At 49.5% G+C, this 12000-nt stretch carries 9 protein-coding genes; 1 reads left to right on the forward strand and 8 read right to left on the reverse strand.

The genetic code is table 11. The features are described 5' to 3' along the window. Window positions 1–67: 67 nt before the first annotated feature. The 3 genes from GI364_RS12030 to ligD all read right to left on the reverse strand — a co-directional run bounded on the left by GI364_RS12030 (window position 68) and on the right by ligD (window position 3221). Window positions 68–1360, reverse strand: a complete 1293-nt coding sequence (locus GI364_RS12030; protein WP_233095763.1) for an amidohydrolase — start codon at window positions 1358–1360, stop codon at window positions 68–70. 32 nt (window positions 1361–1392) lie between these two features. Continuing rightward, window positions 1393–2214 (reverse strand): S-methyl-5'-thioadenosine phosphorylase, encoded by an 822-nt coding sequence (mtnP, locus tag GI364_RS12035; RefSeq protein ID WP_198849550.1) that lies wholly within the window; start codon window positions 2212–2214, stop codon window positions 1393–1395. Between the two features lie 98 nt (window positions 2215–2312). Continuing rightward, entirely contained in the window at window positions 2313–3221 is a 909-nt protein-coding gene (ligD, locus tag GI364_RS12040) for a non-homologous end-joining DNA ligase (RefSeq protein WP_198849551.1), read from the reverse strand. 119 nt (window positions 3222–3340) lie between these two features. Between ligD and GI364_RS12045 the strand changes: the two genes are divergently transcribed. Then, the gene (locus GI364_RS12045) at window positions 3341–4195 is read left to right on the forward strand and encodes an ATP-dependent DNA ligase (protein ID WP_198849552.1); all 855 of its coding nucleotides are present in this window, start codon (window positions 3341–3343) and stop codon (window positions 4193–4195) included. A gap of 67 nt (window positions 4196–4262) precedes the next feature. On the opposite strand, the gene GI364_RS12050 is transcribed toward GI364_RS12045, so the two are convergent. The 5 genes from GI364_RS12050 to GI364_RS12070 form a co-directional block, all read right to left on the reverse strand. Further along, the gene (locus tag GI364_RS12050; protein WP_198849553.1) at window positions 4263–5147 is read right to left on the reverse strand and encodes a non-homologous end joining protein Ku; all 885 of its coding nucleotides are present in this window, start codon (window positions 5145–5147) and stop codon (window positions 4263–4265) included. A 154-nt stretch (window positions 5148–5301) separates the two neighbouring features. Continuing rightward, window positions 5302–8136: an ATP-dependent DNA helicase DinG gene (dinG, locus tag GI364_RS12055; protein WP_198849554.1), complete on the reverse strand. Its 2835-nt coding sequence runs from the start codon at window positions 8134–8136 to the stop codon at window positions 5302–5304. Between the two features lie 62 nt (window positions 8137–8198). Then, the gene (locus GI364_RS12060; RefSeq protein WP_233095764.1) at window positions 8199–9587 is read right to left on the reverse strand and encodes a tetratricopeptide repeat protein; all 1389 of its coding nucleotides are present in this window, start codon (window positions 9585–9587) and stop codon (window positions 8199–8201) included. A 101-nt stretch (window positions 9588–9688) separates the two neighbouring features. Beyond that, window positions 9689–10705 (reverse strand): biotin--[acetyl-CoA-carboxylase] ligase, encoded by a 1017-nt coding sequence (locus GI364_RS12065; RefSeq protein ID WP_198849556.1) that lies wholly within the window; start codon window positions 10703–10705, stop codon window positions 9689–9691. Continuing rightward, window positions 10705–11988 carry a CCA tRNA nucleotidyltransferase gene (locus GI364_RS12070; protein ID WP_198849557.1) on the reverse strand — a complete coding sequence of 428 codons (1284 nt, stop codon included), beginning with the start codon at window positions 11986–11988 and terminating at the stop codon, window positions 10705–10707. The genes GI364_RS12065 and GI364_RS12070 overlap by 1 nt, the downstream gene beginning before the upstream one ends. Window positions 11989–12000 lie beyond the last annotated feature (12 nt).

Below are 12000 nucleotides of genomic sequence, written 5' to 3' on the forward strand. Positions count from 1 at the left end.
AAATTCTAACGACATGCAGCAGGCAACCTAAACAGGGTCAAACTGCGCTGCGACTGCTCACAGGCGGTTAAGATTTTAACAGTTGCTCAATTCTTCCAACTTCGAATTGAACGCGTTCGACATCGATGGTCTGAGGCACTCGGTTTGACAGGAGTTGTCTTCCCTGTACAAACACATCTGTAACATCATCTGCACCAGACGCGTACACAATGTTCGAGAGCAGATTATGGTTCGGCCAAAAATGGGGGCTGTCATGGCTGAGAAGCACGATATCTGCCTGTGCGCCTTTCGTCAACGTGCCATGCTGCTCTTCGAGAAACGCGCATTTGGCGCCTTCCTCAGTTGCCATTGAAAATGCCTGTGGCGCAGTCACAGCTGTAGCATCCATTAAGACTCCCTTGTGAAGCGTCGCAGCAAGTCGCATCTCTTCAAACATGTCCAAATTGTTATTGCTCGCGGCACCGTCCGTTCCCAGTCCGACCCGCACTCCTGCCTTGAGCAGTTTTGTAACGGGTGCCACTCCAGAACCGAGTTTAAGGTTGCTTTGGGGATTGTGTGCGACACGGACACGGTGTTGTTGTAAGATTTGAATGTCAGCCTCGGACAGATGGACGCAGTGTGCTGCAAGCACTGGTCGGTCCAGTAAACCAGTGCGCTGTGCGTTGGCAATAGGTGAGTATCCGAACTGCTTTATAGAGTCTTCCACTTCACCTTTTGTCTCGGACAGATGAATTTGAACAGGAACATCCAGTTCAGTTGAAAGCTCTGCAATTTCGGTCAGATACTCAGGCGGACATGTGTACGGAGCGTGTGGTCCGAGTGTGACACGAATTCGGCCGTTGGCCGCACCATTCCACCGGTTTGCGAATTCGGTGGATTGTAAAATGCCCTTTTCCCTGTCTGCTTCAGAAAAACCGACCATTCCCCATGAGAGTACCCCGCGCAGGCCTGCTTCTTCAACAGCTCGTGCAGCATCGTGCATGAAGAAATACATATCTGTAAAAGTAGTGGTACCGGACATTATCATTTCCAGGGCCGCAAGCATTGTTCCCCAATAAACTGCTTCGCCGTTTAGTTTAGCCTCGTTGGGATAAACCTTTTCACTAAGCCATTGCATCAACGGCAAGTCGTCGCCTGCTCCACGCAACAAGGTCATTGCCGCGTGTCCGTGGGTGTTCACCAGCCCAGGCATTGCTACAGAATTGGGCCGTTTAATGACCGGTATGCCGTTTGGTTCTGAGACCGTTCCTGAACCAATTTCTTGAATGATTCCGTCCTCCACTACGAAGTACGTCGGTTCATCTCTCACATCCGCTGCTGAACATACAGCCCATCCTGTTTCAAGTATGAATTTGTTCACACAATGTCTCCTCTCCATGTCGAAACTAGTTTTTAGTCCAAAGCATCCTCATCATTTTGGTCGATGCCAGTCAGGGGTGTCTCTACACCTACTGCCTCGCTACACAAGCAACCTCTGTGTGTATCCATTGTGTCAATGGCTGTGAAGAAAAGGTCTCGAATAGTGCTAACGTTTCTGGACATCTCCTCTACCACTTCAGCGTGCGTGAGCGGGTGTTCGCTAATACCAGCACCGTAATTTGTAACCATACAGACTGTGGCATAACACAGTTCTGCTTCCTTAGCAAGAATCAGTTCTGGGACACTCGTCATGCCGATTACCGCGGCACCAAAACTCTGATACAGCTTAATTTCTGCAGGCGACTCAAACCGAGGCCCCTCCGAGCAAACGTAGGTTCCTCCGTCATGAAGGTGGATGCCCTGTGCTTGTCCTGTATCCATCAGAATCTTTCGCAGACGATTGCAGTAGGGATCAGAAACGTCCACGTGGATGACTGTGTCCTCTTCAAAGAATGTAGCTGGGCGAGATTTCGTGAAGTCGAGAAAGTCGTCTACAACGACGAGACTTCCAGGTTTATACTGAAGTTGCAAGGATCCTACCGCAGCCGTCGCCAGCACTTGAGTAACACCAAGTTTTTTGAGGGCATAGATATTAGCGCGATAGTTAATTTTATGCGGCGGGATGCTGTGTCCGGCCCCGTGCCGGGGCATAAATGCAATGTTTTTTCCGTGATATGTACCCACTGTAGCTTTTGCTGTACCGTATGGGGTCTTTATTTCTACTTCTTGCGGGGAGTCAAGCATAGCTGGGTCGTAAACTCCTGTACCGCCGATAATGGCGACATCTGCGTGCACGTGGATTCCTCCTCGATTTCCATTCAATCTTTATTAAAGGTACTCTATTTATACCTGTCCTGTCCAACCCTTTCCGGTGCCCCAACCCAGCGCTGTTGTCAGCTCATTTCAAGCATGGTGTGGTGTTGCAAAAATTGTAGGATAGGTGCTATGTCAGCCTTCGTTTTGAATTGAAACAGGTCTCCCGTTGTCTTTAACCGACTGGGGACTTCTGCAACTGTAAAATCTTCGGGGACCGCACCCTGTGCCAACTCAGCCCATGTGATTGGTGTTGAAACTTTTGCGTCAGAAGTGGATCGTGCACTGTATGGAGCAATCAGCGTTCTTCCCGAGCCATGCTGAGGGATGTCCACGTACACTTTGTTACCCCTGTTCTTTTTCAGTCTTTCGAGTGTTACCAAATCCGGCAGAGTTGCGCTTAAGTACTGCGCGACTGCTTCCGTAAATACTTTTGTATCTTCGAATGTATAACCAATTTTTAACGGAATAAACACTTGCAATCCGGTTGCTCCGGAAGTCTTTACACGATTTGTAAGTTGCAGTCCATCCAGTAATTCGTGAAGTTTCAGGGCTACCGCGCGTACGCGTTCAAAGCCGGGAACAGTGGGATCAAGATCGAAAGCGATGTGGGTTGGCAGCTCTTCGTTCTGAGTTGTAGTAAAACCGATGTGGAACTCCAGACAGGCTAAATTTCCTAACCATATTAGCGTAGCCACACTGTCGACCAGAATGTAATGTATGTAGTCTTGTCTATCAGGCGACCATACAGGTGTGGTGGTTACCCATGGAGGCGTTCCCTTGGGAGCATCCTTTTGGAAAAATGATTCACTGTTAACTCCGTCAGGAAAGCGAATGACGGTTAGAGGCCGGTTGTTCAGATGTTGGAGCAGATACGGAGATGCGTCGATTAGGTAGCGGATGTAATCGATTTTAGTGAATCCAATCTGCGGCCATAAGACTTTTTCTGGGTGTGAAATCGTCACAGCGTGTTCTGCTTCAAGAATCATCGTACTCGCTCCTTCCATGTCAGCTTGTGAAGACCAAGTTGTTCTTATTCCGTACTCATGATTTCTCATCGCCTGAGTTCAGTTTACTTATCATCAACTATGAGGAGATTTAACTGCCAGTGCTTAAACCGATGGAGCCCGAATACCGCCAACACATTGATGAGTCAGGGAACTTTTTCTTTCAAATTAAGTGGGATGGCATCCGTCTGATTGCTGACATGGAAGGTGGACGACTTCAGCTTTATACGCGAAAGGCTCGTTTGAGGACGTTGCACTATCCGGAACTGGTGGAGGAACTAAACGCTATCTCTTGTTCTGACTTCATCATTGATGGAGAGTTGATTGCTGTCGGACCGGACGGCCTTCCTGATTTTCAACAAATTCTAAAACGTGACTTGGCAAAGAAGGTCCGTAGCGACATCCCGCTGGCCTACATGGCATTTGATTGTCTTCGTCTTGAGGGTCAGCCGCTGGAGCAAATGGAGATTGAGGAGAGGCAATCCGTTCTCCATCATTTACTTGAGACAATTGGGAGCAGACAACTCATTTCTGAATGTCGCAATTTCGACAATGGAATTGAGTTGTTTCAGCAGATGCAGCAGAGAGGAATGGAAGGGGTAGTGTCTAAACGCCGACACAGCCCTTACCTCGTTGGTCGGAAAACACCATTATGGCAAAAGACGAAGTGCTGGCGCGAACTAGATGTGCGCGCGCAGGCAGTCAATTACAGGGACGGTCGTCCTGTATCGGTAGCTGTTACTCGGTTGGACGGGAATGTGCCTTTAGGTTCTGTTTCGTCAGGTCTTTCATCTGCGGACTGGCGTCTTATACTCAAAAACCAGGAACAAACAAACTGGGACAGGAACGGTCTGGCTCCTCTGGCAGAGCCCGTTAGTCTGCGCGTACGCTTTCTGGAATGGACGCATGAGGGTCACCTGAGGGCCCCTGTTGTACTCCGTATTTACTCAAGATAAGGATGCGGCAAGCCCAGGCCGTGCCCAGTAAATCAGGGTCCGGCCTGCTCTACCATCTTGTACCCGGTCAGGATGTTTTTTTTGTGGAGGCTTTGGTCCTTTTTCTTGTTCCAGTACCAGTTGTCTTCTTTTTCCGCGTCGATGGCGTTGTCTTTTGATTCCCAGCCGTTGTCTTGTCCGCCTGAGTCATTTTAATACTTTCCTGCAGCGCATCCATCAAATCAACAATGTTCTTTCGTGCCTGAGGTTCTGCAGCGGGAACAGCGACTTCCTCATCCTCAATTTTGGACCGAATCAGCTGCTCCAATTGGTCCTTCCGCTCATCTACGTACTCATCCGGCTGAAAGCTCGTTGCTAACTGCTCGATGAGTGTGACAGCCATATTCAATTCACTATCTGAGAGGCTGGTGTGCTCTCTTAAATTCGGCAGTTCCTCCGTGGTACGCACTTCTGCCGGCCAGAAGAGCGTCTCAACAACCACTACATCGTCACGGATACGAACACAGCACAGTGTCTCCGAGTTTCTTAAGACCGTTTTCGCAATGGCGATTTTTCCGGTTTTGTCCATGGCTGACTTGAGCAGTTGATAGGCTTTAGTACCGGATGACTCCGGTGCTAGGTAGTAGGTCTTATCGTAGTAAACGGGATCGATATCTGAGAGCTGGACAAAGCTGACAATGTCTATGGTATGGGAACGTTCTTTTTGCACAGACTTCAGCTCGTCTTCGTCCAGAATGACAAAATGGTCCGGTTCATACTCGTAACCGCGCACAATGTCCTCCCAATTGACTTCCTTGTCACAAGTGGGACAAGTCCGTGTGTATTTGATTGGAGTCTTGCATTCCTTATGCAGGTAACGCAGTTTCACGTCCTTTGATTCGGTGGCTGCAAACATTCGAACAGGAACGTTAACCAGGCCAAAGCTCAGCGACCCTTTCCACATGGTGTGCATGCCTTCACCCCCCGTTAGCCTTGTGCTTTCCAAGCGACTTTTACGTAGTGTTGGCTCAAGCACAAAGAATCATGTGTCCCGCAGGAACGTCGCAAGCAATCGGCCCACCTCGCAGTTGAAGCGCACTGGCGTTTGTCCATGACCGACTGGTAAATCAAGGACCTTCGCTAAAAAAGCGGCGAATTCGAGCCATAATACTTTCTTCGGTATCCACTACTGGTGACACGCTGGCTAAAGATTTAATGAAGCTTTTTCCGTACCGTGCTGTGACAATTCGCTTGTCGTATACGACCACGGCCCCTTTATCGGTTGTCGAGCGAATCAGTCTGCCAAATCCTTGGCGAAAGCGGACCACGGCTTGCGGGAGGCTGGCGTCTCGAAAAGAGCTCTTCCCGCGGGCTTCAAGCAGTTGGTGTCGCGCGACAGTTACCGGGTGCGTCGGCGGAGCAAAGGGCAAGCGGATAATGACCAGTGTCCGCAGTTGATCGCCCGGCAGGTCAATGCCTTCCCAAAAGGACTGTGCGCCAAGCAAAATGCTCTTCGGTTGTCTTCGGAATGTCTTGAGTAGTTGGCTGCGGTTTCCGTCCACGCCTTGCGCCAAAACGTCATAGCCGGCTTCCTGTAAAGGCTCTCGAAGTACATTTGCGGTCGCCCTAAGCATAGCGTGACTGGTAAATAGGGCGAGCACGCGGCCGTCACTTGCTTTGGTCAAGTGGTAGAGAGAATCACTTAGCCATGTAGCGGATTCTGCGTCAGACAGGGGCGCTAGGTCCGGAACGTCTTTGGGTACGCATAGAAGTGCTTGCCGGCGCAAATCAAACGGCGATTCAACGGCAATGGATGCCAAGCGGCCGTCTAGTTCGACGTTGACGAGTCCTAGCTGTTCCTTTGTAAACTGGAACGAATGATTCACTGACAGTGTAGCAGAGGTAAGAATCACGCTGCTTTTACTGTTAAACACCCGTTCTTCCAGTAACGGGGCTACTTCTATCGGGGCCCTGTGCAGGCTTGTCCAGCGCTTGTGTCCGATTCGTTGAATTTCTACCCATGTAACCCAATCATCTTTAAAATCAGCAGCTTCGGACAGTGTTTGGATATTCGATCCGATTTCTGGATAAAAACCAATTCCGTCAAGCAGTCGTCCTGCTAAATCTTCGTCCGGCTCATCTTCTGCCGATTCCGCCACCTTCTCCAGCAACTCCGATAGGTCAGTCCACATCTCCGTCAACAGGTCAATATCGTTCAGGAAATTCTTCCAGGACGGATTCGATTCAATGTCCTGACTGATGCGGAATTCGTTTTTCTCACTTGGCACGAGACTTGAGAGTGTCAGAAATGTCTGTTCTACTTGGCTGCGCAAGCTTCCGGTGCGATGGATGATTTCGTTGAGCCACGCCATTAGTGCCTGACTCTCAACACTTCCCGCTCCCTGCAGTCTCTGAGCAAGTTCTGCGAGCACTCCCTGCCGCTCGTTATCTCTGATAAGTCGTCCAAATAGCGACATCATCTGTCGATAGTGGGTTTCTGCCCCCAAGTGCTTTGTGGCCTGTTCTTCAAGGTGATGAGCCTCGTCGACAATGAGCTTGTCATAAAACGGGAGCACATGGTGTTCTGCTTTTAAGTCAGAAAAAATGAGAGAATGGTTCGTCACCACTAAGTCAGCCTCGTAGGCCTTCGTCCGTGCGCGGAAGTAATAACAGTGTTTAAAAAAAGGACAGCGTTTGTTAATGCAGGTTTCGGTTTCACTTTGGATGCGCGGCCATACATCTCTCGAGTTGCCGGACAAGCCCAGTTCTTCCCTGTCGCCTGCAGGAGTTCCTGTCAACCACGTTAACAGTTTCATATAGGTGACGATTTCTTCCCGTTGTGTACTCCAGTTTAAACTGTCCACGTCGCTGTGGAGTTTGCGCATGCACACATAGTGCGTTCGGCCCTTAAAGACGCTCAGTTTTAACGGAAAAGGCAATACCTGCCGCAAGGTAGGGAAATCCCTTGTTCGAATTTGTTCCTGGAGAGCGATAGTATGTGTGGAAATCATCACGCGTGCATCTTCGCGAGCGGCATAGAGTGCGGCCGGAATCAAGTACGCGAGCGATTTGCCTGTACCTGTTCCAGCTTCCGCCAAGAGATGCTGGTCTCCTGAAAGTGCTTGGGCAACAGCTTCAACCATTTTTTGCTGACCGGGCCGCACCTCAAACGAAGGCAGGGCTTGTTTGAGGGCACTTTCCTGCTGTACATAGTCGACAGCTGCTTGCGTCAATTCACGTACATACGTCTTTCTGGATTCTGAATCCATCTCTTCGTCTTCCCAGGGAGTATCTTTGCTAAATACGAGTCCCCGAACACTCTGTACAGTTGCTGGCAAGCTGTCTCCATTTTGTTGGTATCGCCTTTCAGATTGCAGCAAGAACCACTCTGCAGTGGTTCTCGAAAACAACCCTGCCAAACGAGCCAGTTGTTGCAAAGTGCCGTAGGGCAGTGTCAATGCTTTGCGCTCAAGGCTGCTCAGGACTTGTTGTGTGGTTTCTGCGTCGCTCATGGCTCGATGGGCCTGTTTCAGCTCCACATTGTTACGGAGAGCTACGTCGCCGAGACGGAAGTCTTGCTCCTCGGGTTCCAGGACCTGTGCCAACAGCAAAGTATCCAAGCCATCTGCAGAGCATGGTAATTCGTATCCGTTTTGTTCACAGGCTGCTTCAATGAAAGACAAGTCAAATTGAACATTATGGCCTACTACGGTGGCCCCGTCCAAAAACTTTAACAGTTTTGGCAACACGGTTGACAAGGACGGCGCAGCCTCCAGTGCCTCTTTTGGAATCGATGTCAACTGAAAAATATCGTCAGAAACAGTCCTTTCGGGCCGGACCAGGGAATGAAACCGGTCAATCTCCTGGTCGTAGTCCACTTTTAGAGCAGCAATTTCTATAATTTCATCCTGGTTAGAACGCAGGCCGGTGGTTTCTAAATCCAAAGTTACCAGAATCGCCATTCGCCCCTTTTAAGACGTTGTTCAATGGCTCTATTCTAGCAGACTCTCTCGACGTGTGAATCTCATGTGCGATTCAAATTCCAAATTCCCTCTTTCTCGTTGTCGCTTTCTTTCATCTCTGACAAGAGCTGCTTATAATAATGGGTTGCAAGTTGACCAAATTCACTGCCGGAGTGATGAATAATTCCTTCCAGAAGAGTGAGTGCCTTTTCTCTGCCGCCTGTTTGCCATTCATATTGGGCTAATGCGATGGTATGGATAAAACTTGCTTCTGATGAGGATTTCACTGATTTCAGGATTTTATAGGCCTTTTCCGTCCTATGCTGCAGTAGAAAAATGACGGCAAGCTTTTCTTGATGCCGCGTTTGCCCGCTGCCTAAGGAGAGGGATTTTTGCAGCACTGCCGCTGCTCTTTCTAGGTCGCCCGCTTCTAGACACACCGTCGCATATTCGTCATATGTACTTGTGTCTCGAGGATTTTGAAGGACAACTTGTTCATACAATCGAAGGCTTTTACTCAGATTTCCGTTCAGGCGCAAACTACGCGCTCTGCGTAAGAGAAATCCAGAATGACCAGGCATTTCAAGGAGTGCTTCTTCGGAGAGTTTTAGCGCTGCATCATATTCCCCCAGCTCATTCCAAACATCAACGAGGAGTTCCCGTGCCCTCAAATCATCCTGATTGATATCTAGAACTTGTGAGAGGGCTCCGGCGGCTGCACTCCAGTCTGCCATGTTGATGTAACAGTACCCCAGATTAAACCAGGCGTCTTCGTTGTCCGGCTGTAGGGTCACAACATTTTGAAGGCTATCCACTGCTTTGGTCAAACGTCCCTGTTGAAAATACCCGGCTGCTGAAATTTCGTTGGCAGCGGCTGCAAATCTTGGTTCTTGGCTTTCGTAAATCCGTTCAAGGTGCCCGATTACATTGGTAAAACGTCCTTGCGCCGTTTCTGCAGCGGAGTAAAACAGCGAGGCCACCACGTTGTCGGGACTGGATTTCAGGATTTGCAAAAAGAGCGAGGATGCTTCTTCAAACAGCCATAGATTGTAAAAACCTATGGCCTTGTTTAAAAAACTGGTTAGTTCATTATCTAGATTCATTTGGTTGTCTGACGTCAATGACTGCACCGCCGGGGTTCTGGAATAACTGTTTAAGACGATTTCGTTTTCCTCTTCATCTGCACCTTCTGACCCATGCAATGGATGAACGTGGAATTCTGCCTTATTGGTATCTTGCATTACCGCGGTTTCAATCATCTCGTCAATCTGCTCGTCCAGTGTCATCCATGCGTTAATTCTTTCTTCAATGTCCTCGCGCAGGCCGTCCAATTGCTGCAATAGATACCCCCACTCAGAAGGGTGTGTCTGCTGAAACCGCAGCAAAAGGTCATCTACCGCAGATGTATAGAGTACCAGCGTCGGGTCACTTGCGCCATATTGCTCTGACATCATCTCGTCTCCCGTCTTAACTAGCTCGTTTCACATAGCGTGTAACAAGGGTCGGTGCGCTATGCGTTCTGGGAGGGAGGGATTGAGAAAACGACCGTTTACTAGAACAATACATCTCCACTGTGAATGGCTGCTGTAGACCCGTCCGTCAAACGGAGTTGCAAAACGCCTTGATTATCTACATTGATTGCAGTGCCCTCAACAAGACCTTGAGGGGTCTGGACGCGGATGCTTCTCCCTATTGTGACGCATCGTTTTCGCCATTCGTCAGCCACGCCGACGAATCCAGCGTCTCCATTTACGAGAGACCTGTACATGGTTTCAAACTCTGACAATATCGCTCCCGCAAGCTGCGACTGATTCACTTCAGCCCCTGATTCAATCAGCAAAGACGTCGCAATCCTCTTCAGTTCGTGTGGAATTTGAGCATCCGCTACATTGCTGTTTAGCCCGATTCCAAGCACGACGTGGTCGACGGATTCACCTCCTGCTCGCAATTCGGCAAGAATGCCGCAAACCTTTTTATTTTTGTAGAGCAAGTCATTCGGCCACTTGATATCGAGGGATACACCAGTGACTGTCTCGACTGCGCGTGCAACCGCCACGCTCGCCATTAGTGTCACTTCGGCGGCTCTTAGAAGAGGGAACGACCGCTTGAGAACAACAGACATCCAGAGTCCTCCTTCAGGAGAATTCCAGTTGCGTCCGTGTCGGCCTTTCCCGCCTTCTTGCCTGAGCGCTGCCACAACCGTACCGTGTTCAGTAGCTGGCTGTCTCGCCAATTGGTTTGCAATTACATTGGTGGAAGCGACGGAAGGATACCATACAACGTGTGAGCCTAGTTCCGCATCATCCCTTAGGTACGGTTGCAAGAGAGATTGTAGGATGATGTTCGGTGAACGAATCAAACGGTAACCGCGGCGAGGGACAGCATCGAACTCAAATCCTAAATCCTCCAGTCCCCGAATGTGTTTCCAGACGGCGGTGCGAGTGATGCTTAGTTCATCTGCAAGATTGCCTCCCGAGATGTAGTTGGTCCCGGCAGAGATAAAACGGTCAACAATGTCTATTCGAATGTCCTCTGTATGCAGGCGTAATGTGTTTGATTCGTGATTCATCAGCGACCGTCTCCTTCTATTAGTTCACGTGTGCGGTTTAGCAGAGCCTGTCTGCTGTTTCGAACACTGCCCGCCAATACGTCCTGAGCCAGTTGCCGCTGTACGCTGCCAATGAGCGGTCCCTTTGCTCCGAGTTGTAAGATGTCGCTGCCGTTGATATGCAAGTCACTCAGTTTAAACAGAGGTTGCGTTGCGCAGTATTGTTTGAATAGATTCAGACAGGTACGGTTCTGATACCTACTAGCTGTGGTGCTGCCGAGTTGCATCCAGTCGTATATACGGCATGCAAGTTCAACAGTTGTGGATTCATATTCAAACAAGACCTGTCGCCAACGGGCTTCAGACCACTCCTCAATCTCCGCTTGCATCAGTTGTGCAGCAGTACGGGCCACTTTTAACTGTTTCTTTGCCCATGCCATCTCTGTAAGAGATGTAATGATGGATTCTGTAAAATTGGGTACAACGGCGAGAATTGTAGCCAAACAGCCAACCCGGCGTACGTTGGGGTCGCTTACAGGCAAACTGTCTATCGTTTTGTACCAGGCCAGCGCCAATGACGGAGAGACATCGGGTCGATGAAGCAGATGTTGTATTCCTTGTTTCATGTGTACAAGCGTGGGCCGAGAATCTTCAAGCCAATTGCCTGATGCCAAAAGACCTGCTACGAACCACCAATTGGAATTTGCGATTTTTGCAAGTTCCTGACCAATTCGCTCTGAGGACACACTTTTCAATCTGTGTGACGCTTCGTACATGGCAGTCAAAGTTGCTTCGTCAATTGTAAACTCCAGTTCCGCTGAGAGTCGCAGGCCCCGCAGTATCCGCAGACTATCTTCTCGAAATCGCGCACTCGGGAGTCCTACGGCTCTGATAGTAGAGGTCGATAAATCTGCTGTGCCGGCAAACGGATCGACAAGTGTTCCACGAACATCCACCGCCATTGCATTGATTGTAAAATCCCGACGGGCCAAGTCATCTGTTACACTGTTGGCAAATGTAACTACATCCGGGTGACGTCCGTCCGTATAGGTTCCGTCCAACCGGTAAGTCGTGATTTCGACTGGACTGTCTGTTGTCAAAACAGTTACTGTACCGTGCTTGAGACCGGTACAAAGTACGCTCTCAAACAGACTGACGACCTGTTCAGGAGTTGCATTTGTAGCGACGTCGTAATCGTGAACACGACGCCCCAGCAAGCCATCTCTGACGCAACCGCCTACGAGAAAAGCTTCGAAACCAGAAGAGAGTAGCCGCTGGAGCACCTTTACAACAAACTCTGGCAAAGAGAAAAATGT

Origin of the sequence: Alicyclobacillus sp. SO9, assembly GCF_016406125.1 — a bacterium.
Lineage (GTDB): Bacteria > Bacillota > Bacilli > Alicyclobacillales > Alicyclobacillaceae > SO9.